The sequence below is a fragment of the Caulobacter sp. GW821-FHT09B08 genome, assembly GCF_059418225.1.
The window spans coordinates 796946-816426 of the sequence record NZ_JBWKPL010000001.1 but is presented as its reverse complement, the minus strand read 5'-3'; the positions used below and the strand labels follow the sequence as shown (position 1 = coordinate 816426).

General features: G+C 70.0%; 18 protein-coding genes and 1 pseudogene. 10 read left to right on the top strand and 9 right to left on the bottom strand.

The features are described from left to right. The first annotated feature begins 36 nt into the window (after positions 1-36). Positions 37-375 (top strand): FmdB family zinc ribbon protein, encoded by a 339-nt coding sequence (locus AC07OA_RS03950; protein WP_494662454.1) that lies wholly within the window; start codon positions 37-39, stop codon positions 373-375. Here AC07OA_RS03950 and AC07OA_RS03945 read toward each other — a convergent pair. The 3 genes from AC07OA_RS03945 to AC07OA_RS03935 form a co-directional block, all read right to left on the bottom strand. After that, a complete protein-coding gene (locus tag AC07OA_RS03945) occupies positions 365-1657 on the bottom strand; it encodes a patatin-like phospholipase family protein (RefSeq protein WP_494662453.1) in 1293 nt (430 codons plus the stop codon). The two genes, AC07OA_RS03950 and AC07OA_RS03945, sit on opposite strands and share 11 nt — an antisense overlap. Before the next feature lie 7 nt (positions 1658-1664). After that, positions 1665-2375 (bottom strand): PAQR family membrane homeostasis protein TrhA, encoded by a 711-nt coding sequence (gene trhA / locus AC07OA_RS03940; protein ID WP_494662452.1) that lies wholly within the window; start codon positions 2373-2375, stop codon positions 1665-1667. Positions 2376-2467: 92 nt separating this feature from the next. After that, on the bottom strand, positions 2468-3238 hold the full coding sequence (locus tag AC07OA_RS03935; protein ID WP_494662451.1) for a sulfite exporter TauE/SafE family protein: 771 nt from the start codon (positions 3236-3238) through the stop codon (positions 2468-2470). 156 nt (positions 3239-3394) lie between these two features. On the opposite strand from AC07OA_RS03935, the gene AC07OA_RS03930 reads away from it, so the two are divergent. After that, a complete protein-coding gene (locus AC07OA_RS03930) occupies positions 3395-4414 on the top strand; it encodes a cupin-like domain-containing protein (protein ID WP_494662450.1) in 1020 nt (339 codons plus the stop codon). On the opposite strand, the gene AC07OA_RS03925 is transcribed toward AC07OA_RS03930, so the two are convergent. From AC07OA_RS03925 to AC07OA_RS03915, 3 genes are all read right to left on the bottom strand, one after another. Beyond that, complete coding sequence (locus AC07OA_RS03925; protein WP_494662449.1) at positions 4411-5604, bottom strand: glycoside hydrolase family 18 protein; 1194 nt, start codon at positions 5602-5604, stop codon at positions 4411-4413. The two genes, AC07OA_RS03930 and AC07OA_RS03925, sit on opposite strands and share 4 nt — an antisense overlap. Before the next feature lie 492 nt (positions 5605-6096). Then, the gene (locus tag AC07OA_RS03920) at positions 6097-6606 is read right to left on the bottom strand and encodes a hypothetical protein (RefSeq protein WP_494662448.1); all 510 of its coding nucleotides are present in this window, start codon (positions 6604-6606) and stop codon (positions 6097-6099) included. After that, positions 6603-7274 carry a glutathione S-transferase family protein gene (locus tag AC07OA_RS03915; protein ID WP_494662447.1) on the bottom strand — a complete coding sequence of 224 codons (672 nt, stop codon included), beginning with the start codon at positions 7272-7274 and terminating at the stop codon, positions 6603-6605. The genes AC07OA_RS03920 and AC07OA_RS03915 overlap by 4 nt, the downstream gene beginning before the upstream one ends. A 137-nt stretch (positions 7275-7411) precedes the next feature. Here AC07OA_RS03915 and AC07OA_RS03910 point away from each other — a divergent pair, with 137 nt between their 5' ends. The 3 genes and pseudogenes from AC07OA_RS03910 (at position 7412) to AC07OA_RS03900 (ending at position 10316) form a co-directional block, all read left to right on the top strand. After that, a complete protein-coding gene (locus AC07OA_RS03910; RefSeq protein ID WP_494662446.1) occupies positions 7412-8452 on the top strand; it encodes a ribonucleotide-diphosphate reductase subunit beta in 1041 nt (346 codons plus the stop codon). A 93-nt stretch (positions 8453-8545) separates the two neighbouring features. Next, a pseudogene (locus AC07OA_RS03905) lies at positions 8546-9409 on the top strand (2-dehydropantoate 2-reductase); the annotation flags it as partial. Between the two features lie 46 nt (positions 9410-9455). Beyond that, positions 9456-10316 (top strand): glycoside hydrolase family 16 protein, encoded by an 861-nt coding sequence (locus tag AC07OA_RS03900; protein WP_494662445.1) that lies wholly within the window; start codon positions 9456-9458, stop codon positions 10314-10316. A gap of 21 nt (positions 10317-10337) precedes the next feature. Here AC07OA_RS03900 and AC07OA_RS03895 read toward each other — a convergent pair whose 3' ends face one another. Both AC07OA_RS03895 and AC07OA_RS03890 read right to left on the bottom strand, forming a co-directional pair. Beyond that, on the bottom strand, positions 10338-10751 hold the full coding sequence (locus tag AC07OA_RS03895) for a DUF6491 family protein (protein WP_494662444.1): 414 nt from the start codon (positions 10749-10751) through the stop codon (positions 10338-10340). 165 nt (positions 10752-10916) lie between these two features. Next, positions 10917-12173 carry a dicarboxylate/amino acid:cation symporter gene (locus tag AC07OA_RS03890; protein WP_494662443.1) on the bottom strand — a complete coding sequence of 419 codons (1257 nt, stop codon included), beginning with the start codon at positions 12171-12173 and terminating at the stop codon, positions 10917-10919. A gap of 262 nt (positions 12174-12435) precedes the next feature. Here AC07OA_RS03890 and AC07OA_RS03885 point away from each other — a divergent pair, with 262 nt between their 5' ends. After that, the gene (locus AC07OA_RS03885) at positions 12436-13890 is read left to right on the top strand and encodes an AMP nucleosidase (RefSeq protein WP_494662442.1); all 1455 of its coding nucleotides are present in this window, start codon (positions 12436-12438) and stop codon (positions 13888-13890) included. A 156-nt stretch (positions 13891-14046) separates the two neighbouring features. Here the strand turns inward: AC07OA_RS03885 and AC07OA_RS03880 are convergent, their stop codons facing one another. Then, entirely contained in the window at positions 14047-14802 is a 756-nt protein-coding gene (locus tag AC07OA_RS03880; RefSeq protein WP_494662441.1) for an alpha/beta fold hydrolase, read from the bottom strand. 57 nt (positions 14803-14859) lie between these two features. Here AC07OA_RS03880 and AC07OA_RS03875 point away from each other — a divergent pair, with 57 nt between their 5' ends. The 4 genes from AC07OA_RS03875 to AC07OA_RS03860 all read left to right on the top strand — a co-directional run bounded on the left by AC07OA_RS03875 (position 14860) and on the right by AC07OA_RS03860 (position 19479). Then, complete coding sequence (locus AC07OA_RS03875; RefSeq protein WP_494662440.1) at positions 14860-15633, top strand: tyrosine-protein phosphatase; 774 nt, start codon at positions 14860-14862, stop codon at positions 15631-15633. Between the two features lie 237 nt (positions 15634-15870). After that, the gene (locus AC07OA_RS03870) at positions 15871-17334 is read left to right on the top strand and encodes an MFS transporter (protein ID WP_494662439.1); all 1464 of its coding nucleotides are present in this window, start codon (positions 15871-15873) and stop codon (positions 17332-17334) included. Between the two features lie 40 nt (positions 17335-17374). After that, positions 17375-18712 carry an aminodeoxychorismate synthase, component I gene (gene pabB / locus AC07OA_RS03865; RefSeq protein WP_494662438.1) on the top strand — a complete coding sequence of 446 codons (1338 nt, stop codon included), beginning with the start codon at positions 17375-17377 and terminating at the stop codon, positions 18710-18712. Then, on the top strand, positions 18709-19479 hold the full coding sequence (locus AC07OA_RS03860) for an aminotransferase class IV (protein ID WP_494662437.1): 771 nt from the start codon (positions 18709-18711) through the stop codon (positions 19477-19479). The genes pabB and AC07OA_RS03860 overlap by 4 nt, the downstream gene beginning before the upstream one ends. Positions 19480-19481: the final 2 nt, after the last annotated feature.

Below are 19481 nucleotides of genomic sequence, written 5' to 3'. Positions count from 1 at the left end.
GCAGCTAGCGCCCGTCTTCCATCGAGCCGACCCACAATGAGCGACAGCGAGCCCCCGCGCCGCAAGATCCTGAGCCTGAAGAGCGGCGTGACCGCTCCGGGCGGCCCGCCGCCGCTGGAGCGCATCGCGCGTCCGGCCGCGGGCAAGCGCGTGGTGGTGATGGCCGAGCCGCCCCCGCCCGTTCCGGCGCCGCCGCCGCCGACCGGCGACTTCAAGTGCAAGCCCTGCGGCGCGCGCTTCGACCCGCCGGCCGAACTGGCCGACACCGACTCCGTGCGCTGCCCCAACTGCAACGCCCGCCTGGGCCTGGCTTCCGACTTCCGCGCCGTCCCGCCGAACCTGGACAAGCTGCGCGCGCGCTACCTCAAGAAATAGGCTCGCCTTCATCGGGCAGGACCAGTCCGGGCGGCGCCAGGATCGGGTCCTTGATCGTGCCGCGCCGCGTCGCCGGCTGTTTGCGGAACAGGCCGCGCCACAGCGGCTCGGGCGCGGGGATGGCGCTGGACCACAGCCGACCGCTCAGGGCCAGGGCGTAGGCGTCGTCGAAGGTGCGCTTCATCATCGCCGTCTCGAACTTCATCATCGAGAAGTCCGAGAAGCTGGCCGGGATCGAGGCGGCCAGCAGGGGCAGGTTGTGGCGCGCGCAGAAGCCGGCCGCCACGCTCAGCGCCTGGCGGTACGAGAACCGCAGCATGGTCTCGAAGCTGCGGCCCATGATCGAGGTCACGCCCGGCGGGGTGGTGCGCGGCGAGGGGTCCAGCACCGTGTTGAAGATCACATAGACCCGCCCGCGCCGCAGCCTCTGGCCCAGCTCGCGCCAGCGCAGGAGGGCGTCGGGCATCAGGAACAGGGGCGCGGCGATGCCGCCGTCGGCGTGCATCTCCTGGAAGCGCTCCATCTCGCCCTGGGCGTTGCGCGCCTCCACCTCGATCAGCTTGGGCGGGAACAGGCCCGGCAGGGTGGCCGAGGCCACCAGCACGTCGCGGAACAATCGCACGGCGTCCTCGCCGCCCCGGGTGGCGATCTCGCCCATGTCCCAGATGGTGGCCTTCTGGCTGTCCAGATTGGTGGTGGCGATCAGCAGGCGCCGGCCCCGGGCGTGCTCGCGGGCCACGGCCTCGATCAGGGCGATGTCGACGAACGGCGCCACCAGCCCGTCCAGGCTGTCGCCCCGGAAGAGGCTGGCGCCCAGGGCCGGGCCCAGGCGCTTGAAGCTGAGCAGTTCCGAAGCGTGGCCGCCCACATAGGCGTCGGCCAAGCGTTCGTCCCATTCCGGGCCCAGGAAGGCGAAGGGGGCGATCAGGGCGCCGGTCGAGACGCCGGTGACGATGGCGAAGTCGGGCCGCGTGCCGGCCTTGGTCAGGCCCACCAGGGCGCCGGCCCCGAACGCCCCGCCGGCGGCTCCGCCCGACAGGGCCAGGATGTTGAAGTCCTCGCGGCCCAGCAGCGGCCGCATCGGGGCCAGGCGGTCGGCGACCTGGCGCAGGGCCTCGTCGGCCTCGTCCAGGCTCAGGCGGACGTCGGGAAAGCCGGCGGCCTCGATGTCGGCCTCGGCGTGTTCCAGCGGCGCGGGCAGGCGCTTGCCGCGGTTAGGCTGGGCCGCGCGTTCCCGGAAGAAGGTCTGGACGGTCTTTTTCGGGTCCGAAGGCGTGTTCAAGAGGGTCTCAAGGATGGCTCGAGGCCAGGACCACCCCGACCAGCACGGCGGCGTAGTGCAGGCCGGCGCCGCCGATCACGTGACCGTGCCAGATCGCCCGCCGGAACTTCAGCCGCTTCATCAGGTAGAACACCGTACCCGTCGAATAGATCACGCCGCCGATGGCCAAAAGCAGCAGGGCCACCCAGCCCATGCCGGCGATCATCGGCTTGAGGGCCACCAGCACCAGCCAGCCCAGGGCCAGGTACAGGAAGACCCAGAAGCGCTTGTCCAGGCCCGGCAGGAACAGCTTGGCCGCCACGCCGATGCCGGCCACGGTCCACACCGCCGTGGTCATGCCGATCGCCCACCAGCCCGTCAGGTTCTGGGTGGTGAAGGGGGTGTAGGAGGCGGCGATCATGATGAAGATGCCGGCGTGGTCGAAGCGGCGCAGCAGGGGCCGCCAGCGGGCCTTGGAGAAGTTGTAGGCGGTCGACAGCGACAGCATGGTGATCAGGCCCACGGTGTAGACCGCGATGGCCGCCGTCTGGCTCAGCGAGCCCAGGCCGAAGGTCAGGCCCAACAGGATCCCGCCGCCCAGCAGGGCGCAGGCCAGGCCCGCGAGATGCACCACCAGGTCGGCGCACTTGGCGCCGGGCGTGGGATAGTGCGTGGCCGGAACGACGGCGGGAACCGGCGCGGGCGGGGCGGCCGAAACGATGCTGGTGGTCTCTGTCATGGCCCGCCCTGTGTACGCGTAGTCGATGACATATAAGCGCCGATCATCGTGGCCGGGATAGGGCTGTCGGCAGGTTTATTTGCCGTGAGGCTTCAACCCCACAGCCCGTGGGCGCCGTCCCAGGCCAGCTTGGCGCCCACCGCGATCAGCAGCACATAGATCACCTTGTAGAAGCCCTCGGCCGGGACCTTGCGCACCAGCCACACGCCCGCCCAGGTGGAGGCCAGGGCCAGCGGCAGCAGCACGGCCGCCGTGGTCAGCACCTGGGGCGTGAATTGGCCCAGGGCGATATAGGCCGGCACCTTCATCCAGTTGACCGTGGCGAAGAAGATGGCGCTGGTGCCGATGAACACGTCGCGCGGCAGGCGGCGGGGCAGGACGTAGATCTGGAACGGCGGGCCGCCGGCGTGGGCCACCTGGCTGGTGAAGCCGGCCACCGCGCCGCAGAGGGCGCCCAGCCAGGGCCGCGCCGGTCCGGCCGCGACCGCTTCCGCCGCCTTGACCGCCCGCTCGGCCCACAGGCGCTGCAGCGAAAAGGCGATGGAGATCAGGCCGATCGACAGCTCGACCGCCGCCACCGACACCCGCGCGGCCAGCAGCCAGCCCAGGAAGATGCCCACGGCGGCCGCCGGCAGCATCAGGATCAGCAGGCCCTTGTCCCAGGTCTTGCGGAAGCTCCAGACGCTGACGACGTCCTGGGCCAGCAGGATCGGCAGGGTGATCGCCGCGGCCAGCACCGGCGAGATGACCAGGGCCATCATCGGCACCGCCACCACCCCGATCCCGGCGAACCCGCCCTTGGCCAGGCCCAGCAGGATCACCGCGGGAATGGCGACGGCGTAGAACAGGGGATCGGTCAGCATGAGCGCTGCTTAGCAGCTTCCGGCGGCGCGGGAACAGCCTCGCCGTTCCGCCGCCCTCCGCGAGCCTGGCTTTGTTTCGGGGCTGAAACGCGCTGCAATCCAAGGGTGTTTGTCCAGGTCTAGCGTGCCGGCGCTTCCAGAGAAGGCCGCCTGCCAGTGTCCCAGCGTGTGTTGCGTCGATGCGCCGAAACCGCCGAGTTCGACGGCGACCGCTTCGCTCCGCGGATCATGGCCCTCAATCAGCCGGTGGTGCTGCGCGGCCTGGTGCGCGACTGGCCGGCGGTGAAGGCGGCCCAGGCCTCCGACCAGGCCCTGGCCGACTATCTGGAAGGCTTCGATCACGGCGCGCCGATCGAGGCCCTGGTCGGGCCGCCGGCCATCAAGGGCCGCTTCTTCTATGCCGGGACGAACGGCCTGAACTTCGAGCGGCGGCGGGGCACGCTGCGCCAGGCCCTGAAGGCCATACTCGACGTGGCCGACGATCCCGACCCGCCCTGCGTCTATGTGGGCTCCACGCCGATCCCGCCGATCCTGCCCGGCTTCGAGCGCGACAACGTCCTGTCGGCGGTGGGGCCGGAGGTGACGCCGCGTCTGTGGCTGGGCAACGCCACCACCATCCAGACCCACTACGACATGTCCGACAACATCGCCTGCGTGGTGGGCGGGCGGCGGCGCTTCACCCTGTTTCCGCCCCACCAGGTGGCCAACCTCTATGTCGGTCCGCTGGACTTCACCCCGGCGGGGCGGCCGATCAGCATGGTGTCGCTGGACGCGCCGGACCTGGACCGCTACCCGCGCTTCGCCCGGGCGCTGGAGCACGCCGAGGTGGCCGAGCTGGGACCGGGCGACGCCCTCTACATCCCGGCCATGTGGTGGCACCACGTCCAGTCGTTCGGGACGCTGAACCTCTTGGTGAACTACTGGTGGAGCCAGGTCGACGCCCGGGCCGGCTCGCCGTTCGACGCCTTCATCCACGCCCTCAAGAACGTCCGCCACCTGCCGCCGTCCCAGCGCGAGGCCTGGCGGTCGCTGTTCGAACACTATGTGTTCGAGGCCAACGGCGACCCGGCCGCCCACCTGCCGGTCGAGGCGCGCGGCGTGCTGGGCGAGCTGGACGAGGCGGTGTCGACCGAGATGCGGACCTTCCTGCTGAAGGGGCTGGGCGCGCGGCCTTAGGGCGTGTTGCAGCCCTTGGCTGACTGGCTGTCGACCATCGCTCGGGTCAGGGCGCCGTCGTCATTGCCCGCCTCCCAGGCGAAGATGCCGGCCAGGCCCTGGCGGCGGGCCCAGGCGCCCTTGGCGCAGATCGAGGCGGGGGTGTCCAGCGAGAGGAAGTCGCCGTCGTCGCCGGCGTAATAGGCCGCGTGCAGCGCCGGGTCGTAGCCGGGCTTGAGGCCCGCCTTGGCCAGGTCCCGCGCGGGCAGGTCGCGCCAGGCGGTCGAGCCGACGAAGGCGCCGTCCTTCCATTCGCGGGCGTAGAAGCCCGCGCCCACCGCCATCTTGCCCTTGGGCACGCCGGCCTTGGCCAGGGCCGCGATCATGGCGTCGGCGCCGTAGCCTTCGGTCGAGGGCTTGGCGTGCAGGTTGGTGTGGTGGCCCACGGCCCCGCCGCCGCCGGAGAAGTCGCCGCGCTGGCGGAAGGCCTTTTCCGGGGTGAAGTCGTAGGTCATGACGAACACCAGGTCGAAGGCCGGCGCCACGGCCGGCCAGTCGGTGGCGGCGATGGCGCGGGGGTAGCCGACAACCGCCGTGGTCAGGGCGTAGCGGCGGCCGGTCTCGCGGCCCAGGGCGTCCAGCGCCGTGCGCAGCTCCAGCACCAGGGCGCGGTGATTGTCGCGCTCGACGGCGCGGGCGGCGGGCTCCAGCAGCTGGCGGGCCTCGTCGCCGCCGCCGGGGAACTCCCAGTCGATGTCGACGCCGTCGAACTCGGGGTGGTCTTTCAGGAAGGTCACGGCCGAGGCGGCGAAGGCCGCGCGGCTCTCGGGCGAGCGGATGATCCCCGGATAGTGCGGCATGGCCCAGCCGCCGACCGAGGCGATCATCGCGAACCCTTCGGCCTGCTTGCGCCGGGCCAACACGGCCAGCTCGGCGGCGTGGCGTGCGTCGGGCTGGAGGGCCATGCGGTAGGGCTGGCCGTCGGGACAGCCGCGCGTGGTTTTCCTGTCGGTCGGCGGGGTCTGGCAGACGGGCACGAAGGCGTAGACCAGATGGGTCAGGCCGGCGGTCGGCGCCCGCTCGGCCCGGGCCGTGTCGCCATGGGCGGCGTAGTAGCTGGCGACGATGGGGCGTTCGGCGACCTGGGCGGTGGCGGGGAGGGCGGCGATGAGGGCCAGACCCAGGCTCAGGAACAGCCCCGGTCTCGACATCGAATCCTCCGCGCGCCGTTAAAGAGCGCCACCTCGCGTGAGATCGGAAAACGGTTCAAGGGCAGTGGTATTATCGGAGCTGCGAACCCTCTCCCATAGGGAGAGGGAGGGACCCATTGCGCAGCAATGGGAGGGTGAGGGGTTAAAACGCCGGACGGCGCGCCGGAAGGGCGTCTGCGTGAAATCGGTGAGGGTGTAACCCCTCACCCTCCCACGCTTGCGGCGCGGGCCCCGCCCTCTCCCTCTGGGAGAGGGGCCGAAACCGTCAACCGACCGCCCACGGCGGCGAGGCCTCGCCTTGAAACCTTGGCTGCCAGCGTGCTCTGGGGACTGACCGCGTCAAGGACGGCGCGCCGCGCCGCCGCGTCGCGGCCGCCGGAGGCGGTCCTTGACTCGGTCAGTCCCCAGAGCTCCCATCCACCAAGGCTTTAAGGCGTGGCCGCATCCGGCTGGGCGGATGAAATATCAACAACGCGCTAGCGACTGTGGCTGTCACCTGAAGCGAACCTCAGTCTTCTCGCCTGGCAATGAGACGTGGATCGGCTCTTTGAAATGAGGCCGCCCAGATTTGACGAGGTAGCCTCCAATCTCGAATTTTGGGCGAGCTTCCTTCGTGAGCTTGCAACGGAATGTAGTCCTTGAGGTAACGTCGTGTGGGCCGGCATTGGGGTGTGAATACACTCGCCACTCGACGTCCATGGATTGAAGTTCCGGGTCATCGCCGACAACCTCAACTTGAGGAGCAATACGGCAGTCACGTGGTGAAACAACACGAACACGCGTCATGACGAAATTCACGTTGCCGGGATTTAGGATGGAAAGGCGCATTTGGCGCCAACCGTTCACCGCTCGCTCGTCTAGAACTGCGGTGAAGACCGGTAAGCTGTCCGCTCTTTTTCGTTTCGATTCTCGCCATTGTTCCAGGCGGTTCCAGACACCGAGCGCAAGTCCCGAAAGCCCTATAAAGCCGCTTACTATCTGCCAGTTGACCTGCCAGTTCATCCACCCGCCCCCTTGCTCTCCCACCCGTCGAAGAACGGAAACCTCTCCGCCCAGAACGCCGCCAGCCTCGGGTCCGCATCCACTCGCCGCACGACCTCGCTCATCCTCGGCGCCACTTCGTAGAACCGTTTGCGTCGCGAGCCCCAGCGGCTGACCACGGTGACGTAGAGATCCAGCACCGTCAGCTCGTCGCCCAGCAGGTAGCGGCCGGGTGTGAGCTGCCCCTCCATCATCCCCCAGCAGTTGGCGATGCGGTCGGCCGTCGCGGCCTTGATCCGCGCCTGCACCGCCTCATCGGGCCCGCCCAGGCGCGACGGGTCGTCCCGCACCCAGAACATCGAGTAGATCGCCGCCGGCACGAACACCATCCAGCGCAGGAACTGGGCGCGCAGGGGCGAATCGAGGGATGGAGCCAGCCGCGCCTGCGGATGGCGGTCGGCCAGCCAGATCAGGATGGCGGCGCTCTCGGTGATGGTCTCGCCCTCCGGGGTGACCAGGGCCGGGATCTGCCGCAGCGGATTGACCCCCGCCACCTTGTCCTGCTGGGCGGCGCCCTCCCAGGTGGGCGCCTCGACCACGGTGTAGGGCTGCCCCAAAAGGGTCAAAACAGCTTCGACGGGCACGGACCCCGAGCCAAGCGCGCCATAGATGGTGTAAGCTTGATTCATCTTTCGTTACCCAATTTGCCCACAACATGTTGTGTGCTGCGACCATCTGGCCACTAGATGCGGCCGTGGGAGCCCGATACCAAGAGACTGTAACCGCCCGTCCGATTCGCGTCCGCCTGCCCTGGAGCCCGTCCTCGATGTCCGCCAAGCTGATCACCACGCCCGGCCTCCTGACCCCCTCCGCCGCCTACAAGCCGTTCCGCTATCCGTGGGCTCACGAGTTCTGGAAGAAGCAGCAGCAGGTCCACTGGATGCCGGAAGAAATCCCGCTGGGCGAGGATCTGAAGGACTGGGCCGTCAAGCTGAACGACAAGGAACGGAACCTGCTGACGCAGATCTTCCGCTTCTTCACCCAGGCCGACATCGAGGTGGCCGACAACTACATGGAACGCTACGGCCGGGTCTTCAAACCCACCGAAGTGAAGATGATGCTGGCGTCGTTCGCCAACATGGAGACCATCCACATCGCGGCCTACGCGCTGCTGCTGGAAACCATCGGCATGCCGGAAAGCGAATTCGGCGCGTTCATGGAATACCAGGAGATGCGCGACAAGCACGACTTCATGCAGAAGTTCGGCGTCGAGACCAACGCCGACATCTGCCGCACCCTGGCGATGTTCGGCGGCTTCTCCGAGGGCCTGCAGCTGTTCGCCTCGTTCGCGATGCTGATGAACTTCCCGCGCTTCAACAAGATGAAGGGCATGGGCCAGGTCGTGTCGTGGTCGATCCGCGACGAGAGCCTGCACTGCGAAGGCATCATCAAGCTGTACCACGCCTTCAACGCCGAGACGGGCGCCGTGACCAAGGCCGTGGCCGACGACATCGTCGACTGCTGCAAGACCGTGGTCACCATGGAGGACGCCTTCATCGACCTGGCCTTCGAGGCCGGCGAGATCCAGGGCATGGTCCCCGAAGACATCAAGAAGTACATCCGCTTCATCGCCGACTGGCGCCTGCGCCAGCTGCAGCTGCCGGAGGTCTACGGGATCAAGGAAAACCCGCTGCCCTGGCTGCAGGCCCTGCTGTCGGGCGTCGAGCATGCCAACTTCTTCGAGGCCCGCGCCACGGAATATTCCAAGGCCGCCACCCAGGGCCAATGGCACGGCGCGGAGGGCGTGTGGTCGAGCTTCGACACCATGCTCAAGAAGCGTTCCGAGAACACCCTGCCGGCTGAATAAGAACAAGAGCAGGGACAAACGGGGATAACATGCCGCCGCCCTCGGAAGAGGGCGGCGTTTCTTTGTCTGGTGTTCGGGTCTGGAGTGCTGGGAATGCGGATAGCGGTGATCGGTCCGGGCGCCGTGGGGGCGACGGTGGCGGCCTGGCTGGCCCAGGACCCGGCTCTGGACGTCGAGGTCTGCGCCCGCACCGCCTTCGACCGGCTGGAGGTCGAGACGCCCGGCGGCCCGATCTCGGCCGGCCCGCGCGTGCTGATCTCGCCGGAGGAGGCCTCGCCCGTGGATTGGGCGGTGATCACCACCAAGACCTATGACGCGGCGGCCACCGGCGCCTGGCTGGCGCGGCTGGTCGGGCCGGACACCCGCGTGGCGGTGCTGCAGAACGGCGTCGAGCACGTGGCCCGGTTCACGCCCTATGTGGACGTCGTCCGGATCACCCCGGCGGTGGTCGACATCCCGGCCGAGCGCTCGGCCCCGGGCCGGGTGCGCCAGCGGCGCGACGGCACGATCCTGGTTCCGGCCGGCGAGGCCGGAGACGCCTTCGCCGCCCTCTTCGCCCACACCCCCATCGCCGCCTCGACCACGCCGGACTTCACGACGGCGGCCTGGAAGAAGCTGGCCCTGAACTGCGCCGGGGCGGTCAACGCCCTGACCCTGCGGCCCTCCGGCGTGGCCCGGCGCGAGCCGGTCGCCGACATCATGCGCGCCCTGGTCGCCGAATGCGTGGCGGTGGGCCGGGCCGAGGGCGCCGTGCTGCCCGACGACCTGCCCCAGGCCGTGGTCGACGGCTATCGCGCCGGACCGCCCGACGGGGTCAATTCCCTGCACGCCGACCGCGCCGCCGGCCGGCCGATGGAGCTGGACGCCCGCAACGGCGTGATCGTCCGCCTGGGCGTGCGGCACGGGATCGCCACGCCGGTGAACGCCATGGTCGTGGCGCTGCTGGAGGCGGCGGCGGAGGGGGCGTCAGGCCGCCGCGAAAGATTTCCGGGAGGGAAAACCCATGAAACACACCGCCGCCCTGGCCTTCGCGCTGGGCCTGCTGGCCGCCACGCCCGCCACCGCCCAGGACTGGACCCAAGTCTGGGCCGACGAATTCGACGGTTCCTCGCTCGACCTCTCCAAATGGTCCTATGCCGAGGACTGCGGCGGCGGGGGCAACAACGAGCGCCAGTGCTACACGGCCTCGCCGGACAACGTCTCGGTCAAGGACGGCGTGCTGCGGCTGACCGCGCGGCGGCAGACCATGACCGGGATCGCCAACCCCTGGGACGGCTCCAAGGCCGTGCGGACCCTCGACTACAGCTCCGGCAAGATCCTGACCAAGGGCAAGGTGTCGTGGCGCTACGGCCGGGTGGAGGCGCGGGCCCGCACGCCGGGCGGGCAGGGCGTGTGGCCGGCGATCTGGATGATGCCGGAAAGCGACGCCTATGGCGGCTGGCCGCGCTCGGGCGAAATCGACATCCTGGAGACCGTCAATCTGGGCGCGCCGTGCGACACCTGCGAGGGCGGGCGCGAGAACCGCATCTTCGGCACGATCCACTTCGCCGACGCGGCCGGCGGCCATGGCCAGAAGAGCACCGCGACGGTCCCGGAGGCCACTGCCGACGGCTTCCATGTCTATGGGGTGGAGTGGTCGCCAAAGGCCATCGTCTGGTCGGTGGACGGGCGCGTCTACGCCACGGCCAGCGCGGGGGACTGGTCGGCCTCGGGCGCCCCCGCGCCCTTCGACCAGCCCTTCCACCTGATCCTGAACCTGGCCTATGGCGGGGCCTGGCCCGAGGGCGCCAACGCCAAGGGCGTGGACGACGCCGCCCTGCCGGCGGTGTTCGAGGTGGACTGGGTGCGGGTCAGCCGGCGCTGAGGCCGGCCGACCCGATCCGGCTTACGGCCGGTCCTTCTTGGGGATGGCCGCGATCTCTTCGGGCGACAGCTTGGTGATCGTCTTGGCCATGATCGGCATGCCCATGCCGAAGCCGTCGGACACCCGCAGGTCCAGGTCGATGGGGCGGCAGACGGTGTCGACCCCGCGGGTGATCGAGACCAGGTGCACGCCCGGCGACTTCAGCAGGCTGGTGCCGTGCGACAGGTCCACGCGATAGACGTCGCGATTGCGGACCTTCATGTACAGGGTGTTCTTGTCGGGCGCGCTCCAGCCGTCCCAGTCGGACAGGTAGAAGCACGACCGCGCCGGAGCCTTGCCCGCGTCGGGAGCGGGCTCGGCGGCCAGGGCCGGGGCGGCGGCGGCCAGCAGGACGCCCGCCGACAGGCCGGCCCGGATCATGGATGTGATGTTCATGGCGATCATCTCGTACGAAACCCCTCGACCGTCGAGATTGGTCCTGGGCGTCCGTAAGTCAATGCGCACGAAGGGCCGGGGGCGTTAATCGCCGCGATAACGCCGTCCCGGCGGGTTTCCGCGCCGATCACGGCCCATCGCCAGGGAGTCGGCCTCCGCGCAGGTCTAGGCCTTCGCCGCCTCGATTTGAGGCTCCGGATCGTCCAGTTCGCCCTCCCACTTGGCGACGACGGCGGCGGCCACCGAATTGCCGACCACGTTGGTGGCGCTGCGGCCCATGTCCAGCAGGTGGTCGACGCCCAGGACCAGGGCGATCCAGGCCTCGGGCAGGCCGAAATAGGTGAGGGTGGCCATGATCACCACCAGCGAGGCGCGCGGCACGCCGGCGATGCCCTTGGAGGTGACCATCAGCAACAGCAGCATGAAGATCTGCTGCTGCACCGTCAGGTGCACGCCGTGGGCCTGCAGGATGAAGACGGTGGCGAAGGTGCAGTACAGCATCGAGCCGTCGAGGTTGAACGAATAGCCCAGCGGCAGGACGAACGAGACGATGCGGCGACGGATGCCCAGCTTGGGCAGGGCGTCCAGGATGCGCGGATAGGCGGCTTCGGAGCTGGCGGTCGAGAAGGCCAGCAGGGCCGGTTCGCGGATCGCGCCGAACAGCGGGATCACCCGCTTGCCCAGCACGATCCAGCCGGCCAGGAACAGCAGCACCCACAGCGTGCCCATGGTGGCGTAGAAGCCGATCACGAACTTGCCGTAGACGGCCAGCATCGAGATGCCCTGGGCGGCGATGGTCGAGGCCAGGGCGCAGAAGATCGCCAGCGGGGCCAGCTTCATCACGAAGCCCGTCACCTTCAGCATCACCTGGGCGCCCTGCTCGGCCAGCTCCAGGATCTGCGGGGCCTTGTTGTCCAGCGAGGCGACGGCGGTGCCGACGAACAGGCTGAAGACCACGATCTGCAGGATCTCGTTCTTGGCCATGGCCTCGAAGATCGAGGCCGGCACCAGGTGGGTCAGGAAGCCCTGAAGGGTGAAGGTCTCGGTCGAGGCGGCCGGGGCGCTGCCGGCGGTGGCGATCTCGGTCAGGTTCAGGCCCGCGCCGGGGTGCAGCAGGTGGACCATGCCCAGGCCCAGAAGCAGAGACACGGCCGAGGCCGTGACGAACCAGCCCATGGTCTTGGCGCCGATCCGGCCGACGGCGGCGGCGTCTTCCATGTGGGCGATGCCGGCCACCAGGGTGGTCAGGACCAGCGGGGCGATGATCATCTTGATCAGCCGCAGGAAAAGGTCGGTGCCCATCTTGAACCACTTGACCGCTTCGGCGGTCTGGGCGGGATCCAGGTACTGGTTGCAGGCCCAACCGACGGCGACGCCGAGGACCATGGACGCGATGATCAGGTAGGCGAAACGTTTGTTCATTCAGTCCCCCTGGCGCCCGTGACTCGGCGTCGCCGGCATGTTCTGTTTGCGGAAGGACCGACGCGCGAGAAGGTCCGCGCCGCCATTCGCTCCTTCCTTGAGCATTTCCGCCCTTGTGGCCGACGAACGCGGGTTCGTCCATGCCCTAGAGGTGGTCCGAGGTCCGTTGCCGCGTGACCGGGCGCCTCGGCTAAGTAAGAAATCATTCCCAAGGGCGGGGCCGATGTCTCGCCATTGTCGCTGAACGCCGCTATAAGAGCCCATGTCAAAGCAAGAAAAAGCAATCGCCGTCGTCGAACGGCTCAACTCCGAATACGAACGCGCCGTCGACGCCCTGCGGACCGCGCTTCGCGCCTATCTCGAAAACGGAACCCGGCCCGACCCGCAGGCGCGGTTCGACGGCACGTTCGCCTATCCCGAGCTGCGCCTGGTCTACGACCCCGAGGCCCTGCCGCCCAAGCTGGCCCGCTCCTACGCCCGCGTCAGCCGTCCGGGCGTCTACGCCACCACGATTACCAAGCCGGCCCAGTTCAAGGACTATCTGGTCGAGCAGCTGACCCTGCTGATGACCGACTTCGATGTCGAGATCGAAGTCGACCGCTCCAGCCAGGAGATCCCCTATCCCTACGTGCTGGACGCCAGCATCGACCTGAACCAGGCCGACGTGCGCAGCGAGGACATCGCCCGCTTCTTCCCGACCACGGATCTGGCCTTCATCGGCGACGAGATCGCCGATGGCGTCTGGAACCCGGCCCTGGAGGAGAGCCGCCCGCTGGCCCTGTTCGACGGCCTGCGCACCGACTTCTCGCTGGCGCGCCTGCGGCACTACACCGGCGCTCCGGCCGAGCACGTCCAGCAGTTCATCCTGTTCACCAACTATCACCGCTATGTCGACGAGTTCGTGCGCTGGGGCATCGAGCAGCTGGGCCAGGACGACAGCCCCTATGAGGGCCTGTCGTGTTCGGGCGGGCTGATGATCACCGCCAACACCGCCAATCCCGAGCTGGCGGTGGCGGAGTCGACCTGGCGCAAGCACCAGATGCCGGCCTACCACCTGATGGCGCCGGGCGGGACCGGGATCACCCTGGTCAACATCGGCGTCGGCCCGTCCAACGCCAAGACCATCTGCGACCACCTGGCGGTGCTGCGCCCGCAGGCCTGGCTGATGATCGGCCACTGCGGCGGCCTGCGCGACACCCAGACCATCGGCGACTACGTGCTGGCTCACGCTTACTTGCGCGACGACCACGTGCTGGACGCCGTCCTGCCGCCCGAGATCCCGGTGCCCTCCATCGCCGAGGTCCAGCGGGCGCTCTACGACGCCTCCAAGGCGATCAGCGGTGATTCCGGCGACCAGCTGAAGAAGCGCCTGCGCACTGGCACCGTCGTCACCACCGACGACCGCAACTGGGAACTGCGCCACAGCCTCTCGGCCTTGCGCTTCAACCAGAGCCGCGCGGTGGCCATCGACATGGAAAGCGCCACCATCGCCGCCCAGGGCTACCGCTTCCGGGTGCCGTACGGCACGCTGCTGTGCGTCTCCGACAAGCCCCTGCACGGCGAAATCAAGCTGCCGGGCCAGGCCAACGCGTTCTACGAGCGGGCCATCAGCCAGCACCTGCAGATCGGCATTCTGACCTGCAAGCTCCTGCTGGAAGAGGGGCCGAACCTGCACTCGCGCAAACTGCGGGCGTTCGACGAGCCGCCGTTTAGGTGATTTAGGCCGGGGGCAGGTGGCTCACCCACTTGCCCCCACCTGGCGGCTTCGCCGCCTGTCCGCCCCCGTAGGGGGCGGAGGATGAAGAGCGCGGTCCTCTTCCCCCTCCGGGGGAAGGAGCGCCGAAGGCGCGAAGGGGGCAAGTGTTCGCCGCCTCTAAGCTTCAAGAAAGGCGATGATCTCCGCCGCCAGCCCCGGCTCCATCACCGCGCTCAGGTGATCCCCCGGAACCCTGACCCCGCGCGCGTCGGGCATCATCGCCGCCAGGCCCTCGACCGAGCCGTTGTCGTCGTCGCGCGCGCCCGCCACCACCAGGGTCGGAACGTCGATGGCCGCAATCTGCGCCGCGCTGGTCGCCACGAACGCCCCCAGCACCCCCAGCATCGCCTCGGGCTTCAGCCCGCCGGCCGCCATCATGGCGTGGATGCGTCGCCCGGCGCGCGGGTCCTGGGCCGCGTCGCCGTTGCGGATGCCGTCCTCGAACATCGCCGCCCGCGCGCCCGCCGCCATCAGGCCGCTGTCGCCCATGCCGCCCAGCACCAGCTTGCGAGGCCGCGCGCCGCGCACGACCATCCGCACGGCCGTCCGTGCGCCCAGGGAATAGCCGACCAGGTCGTAGTCGGTGACATGCAGGTGGGCCAGCAGCGCCTCCTGGTCGCGGGCCAGCACGTCGCTGGGCCAGGCGGCGGGATCGGTGGGAGCGTCCGAGCGGCCATGGCCGCGCAGGTCCGGGGCGATCACCTTGCGGCCTGTCGCGGCGACGGCGGCGGCGATCCCGGGCAGGAACCAGTTGGTCTCGGCATTGGCCAGGAAGCCGTGCAGCATCAGGGTCGGCCAGCCTGCCGGATCGCCCAGGGTGCGATAACCGATGGAGACGCCGTCGAAGCTCTGGAAGCGATGCAGGTCGGCCATGCGCCAGAATAGAACCGGCGTCTCGCTTTCGTCACCCTCCGGCGCTAACAAGCCGCCATGACCCGTCACATCGTTCTGCAAGGCGTCGAGAACTTCCGCGACTTCGGCGACTACGCCGCGGGCGAGGGCCGGCTGAAGAAGGGCGTGCTGTTCCGCGCCGCCCACCAGGCGCAGGCCACCGACGAGGACCTGGCCGCCATGGCGGGCCTGGGCATCGTCACCATCGTCGACCTGCGCCGTCCCAACGAGCGCCAGCGCGACCCGTCGCGGCGCTGGACCGATTTCGCCGCCGAGGTCATCGACAACGACCTGGGCGTGGCGGGCGAGGATCCCTGGCACACCTTCCTGCGCGGCTCGGACCTGTCTGTAGCCTCGATCCGCGGCTACCTGCGGGAATACTATCGCCGCGCGCCGTTCAAGGAGCGGCACCTGGATCTCTTCCGCCGCTACTTCCAGGCCCTGGCCGCCGCGCGCGGTCCGGCCCTGATCCACTGCGCGGCGGGCAAGGACCGCACGGGCCTCTTGGCCGCCCTGACCCACCACGTGGCCGGGGTGGGCGACGACGATATCGTCGACGACTACCTGCTGACCAACAACGAGGAACGCTTCGCCCGCCGGGGCCCGAAGTTCGCCGACATCCTGGAGACCGAGCTCGGCCGCCGCCCGTCCGACGCGGCCGTTCGCGCCGCCATGGGCGTGGAGGCCGAGTACCTGGCCATCGCCCTGGCCGAGATGAAGGCCCAGTACGGCTCGCTCGACGGCTATCTGGAACAGGCCGTCGGCCTGGACGCGGCGGGCCGCGACAAGGTGCGGGCGCATATCCTGCTGTAGCGCCGGACGCCCCCTCCGTCGGGCTTCGCCCGCCACCTCCCCCGTTCCACGGGGGAGGAGAAGATCAGTGCGGCATCCTCCTCACCCGCAACGCGGGGGAGGTGGCGCGATGCGAATACGCATCGTGACGGAGGGGGCGTCCTTCCGCATTCGCCCCGTGACAAACACCCGTTTAACCGCCACGCTCACCCGCCAAAGGGATCGCGGCAGACGGTCTCGGCCAGGGTGGATGCGCGTATGAGCAAGATCACGAACGCCGAGGCGGCCCTGGCCGACCCGCTGGCTCAGAGCCTGGCGGAGGCGGCGGAAACGGGTTCCGGCGTTCGCCACCTGCCGCGCGGGGCCATCGGCTGGGCCGTGTTCCAGGGGTTTCGCGACCCGTTCGTGATCCTGATCAGCATCTACATCTTCGGTCCCTATTTCGCGACGACGGTGGTGGGCGACCCCGTGCAGGGCCAGGCCCTGATCGCCCGGATCGGCACGGTCTACGGCCTGTGCGCCATGGTGCTGGCCCCGCTGATCGGCAGCTCCATCGACCAGTTCGGCCGCCGCAAGCCCATGCTGCTGGCCATCACCGCCCTGCTGGTCCCGATCACCGCGGCCCTGTGGTGGGCCAAGCCGGGCGGGGTCGGCGGCCTGCCGGTGCTGGCGATCTCGTTCCTGTACGGCGCCGGCTGCCTGATGATCGCCATCAGCGAGGTGCTGCACAATTCGCTGCTGAACGGCGCGGCCGGGCGGCGCGGGGCGCCGGCGGCCTCGGGCCTGGCCCTGTCGCTGGGCAACGCCGTCTCGGTGCTGATGCTGATCGGGGTGCTGTGGGCCTTCGCCCTGCCCGGCCACGTGAACTGGGGCTTCGTGCCCACGGCCCCGCTCTGGGGGCTGGACCCCGCCCAGCACGAGCCCGACCGCATCGCCGGTCCCATCGTCGCCGTCTTCATGGCCCTGGGCAGCATCCCGCTGTTCCTGCTGACCCCCGACGTGCCGGGCACGGGCGTGGGGCTGGTCGAGGGCGTCAAGCGCGGGATGACGGGGCTGGTCGACACGATCAAGAGCCTGCGCCAGCACCGCGACGCGGGCGTCTATCTGCTGACCCGGATGTTCTTCAACGACGGCATGACCGCGCTCCTGCTGTTCGGCGGGGTGTTCGCGGCCGGGGTGATGGGCTGGGGCGTGATGGAGATGCTGGTCTACGGCATCGGGCTCAGCGTCTTCGCCGTGGCCGGCGGCTTCCTGGGCGCGTGGCTGGACAACCGGGTGGGGCCGCGCCAGGCGGTGCAGATCGAGATCACCGGCGTGCTGGTCTGCCTGCTGGCGTGGCTGGGCATGAGCCGCGACCGCATCCTCTATGTCATCCCCTACGACCCGGCCGCCCACGCGCCGCTGTGGGGCGGGCCGATCTTCCGCAGTCTGCCGGAGGTCTGCTTCCTGGCGGTGGGCTTCGGGGTGGCGGTGTTCGTCACGGCCTCCTACGCTTCCAGCCGCACCCTGCTGGCGCGCCTGGCCCCGCCCGACAAGCTGGCCTCGTTCTTCGGCCTCTACGGCCTGTCGGGCACGGTGACCATGTGGCTGGGCTCGCTGCTGGTCACGACCGCGACCTCGGTCTTCAAGACCCAGGCGGCGGGTTTCGCCCCCATCGCGGGCCTGCTGCTGGTCGGGCTGCTGGGCATGTTCCTGGTCAAGGGCGGCGGCAGGGAAGCCTGATCGGGTGGCCTTCGTGGACCCGGGGCGGTATCACCCGCCGATGCGTCACGTCGTCCTCATCAGCGCCCCCTGGCGCGACCCGGTCTGGGCCGCGGCCCCCTGGCGGGACGAGCCCTTCGCCTGCGCCATGATCTCGGGCGGCCAGGCCGGGCGGTGGTCCTACCTGCTGCGCCAGCCCGACGAGACCCTGGTGATCGCGCCGGACGACCCGCGCGACCCGTTCGACGCCCTGGCCCAACTGATCGGCCCGCCCCAGGCCGTCGATCCGGACGGCCCGCCGTTCCAGGGCGGGGTCGCGGGCCTGGCCGCCTACGAGCTGGGCGACCGGGTCGAGCACCTGGGTCTGGCCCGCACCGGCTGGCCCGACCTGGCCTGCGCCCGCTACTCCGCCCTCCTGGCCTTCGACCACCTGCAGCGCCGGGTGCTGGCCGTCGGGCGCGGCGGCTCGCAGGGCTTCGCCCGGGCCCGCGCCGAGGCGGCCCTGGCCTGGCTGGACGGTCCCTCGCCCGTCGAGCGCGAAGGCGTGCTGTGCGAGGCCCTGGCCGAGAGCGACGGCGGGGCCTACGAGGCCGCCGTGGCCGACGTGGTCGAGCGCGTCGTCGGCGGCGAGATCTTCCAGGCCAACATCGCCCGCGCCTGGACCGGGCGGCTGGCGCCCGGCGCCCATCCCTTCGATCTCTTCGCCCGGCTGCGCACGGGCAGCCCCGCGCCGTTCTCGGCCTATCTGCGCCTGCCGGGCCGGGCCCTGGTGTCCAACTCGCCCGAGCGGTTCCTCCAGGTCGACGGCGAACGGGCCATCCTCACCCAGCCGATCAAGGGCACCCGCCCGCGCGGCGCCGACCGGGCCCAGGACGCGGCCCTGATCGCCGAGCTCGCCGCCAGCGCCAAGGACCGGGCCGAGAACCTGATGATCGTCGACCTGATGCGCAACGACCTGGCGCGGGTGACCCCGCCGGGCGGCGTGGCCGCGCCGGAACTGTTCAAGGTCGAAACCTTCGCCAATGTCCATCACCTGGTCTCGACCGTGACCGGCAAGCTGGCCCCGGGCCTGACGGCGGCCGACCTGCTGCGCGCGGCCTTCCCGCCCGGCTCGATCACCGGCGCGCCCAAGGTCCAGGCCATGAAGGTCATCGCCGGGCTGGAGCCGCCGCGCGGCCCCTATTGCGGCTCGCTGTTCTGGGCCGGGGCGGACGGGGCGATGGACTCCAGCGTGCTGATCCGCACGGTGGGGCTTGAACAAGACGGTGACGGTTGGCGTTTGGAGGCCAGGGCCGGCGCCGGCATCGTCGCCGACAGCGATCCCCAGTCCGAACGGCTGGAGACCGAGGCCAAGTTCGCCGCCCTGCGACGGGCCCTGACGGAGGAGCCCCGCCGATGATCCCCTTCACCGATCGTGGTCTGCTGCTGGGCGACGGCCTGTTCGAGACGATGCTGTGGACCGGCGGCGACCTGCCCCACCTGGACGCCCACCTGGCGCGGATGGCGGCCGGCTGCGAGGCCCTGGGCCTGCCGCCGCTGGACGTGGAGGCCGCCCGCGCCTTGTGCCTCGCGGCGCCGAAGGATGCGGGGCTGCATGACGTCCGCGCCGCCGTGCGCTTGACCCTGACGGCCGGTTCCGGCGGCCGGGGGCTGGACCGTCCGCCCGCGCCCGCGCCGGTGCTGGCGGCCACGGCCGCCGCCGCGCCCGCGCCCACCACGCCGGTGGACCTGATGCTGGCCAGGACCCGCCGCAACGAGGGCTCGCCCGCCGCGCGGCTGAAGACCCTGTCCTATATCGACAACGTCCTGGCCCGAGCCGAGGCCAAGGCGACGGGGGCCGACGAGGCGGTGATGCGCAACAATCACGGCGACCTGGCCTGCGCGGCGGCGGCCAATCTGTTCTGGGTGAGGGACGACCACCTGTTCACCCCGGCCCTGCACTGCGGCGTGCTGGCGGGGATCGCCCGGGGCCGGGTGCTGGCCCTGGCCGAGCGGCTGGCCGTGACGGTCCACGAGGTGGCGACCGGCGCCGAGGCCCTGGACGAGGCCGATGCGGTGTTCCTGACCAACAGCCTGATCGGCGTCCGCCCCGCCCGGCGCTTCGAGGAAGAGCCCTTCGGGCCGCATGCCCTGGTCGAGCGCCTGCGCGAAGAGATGGCGGAGTAGGA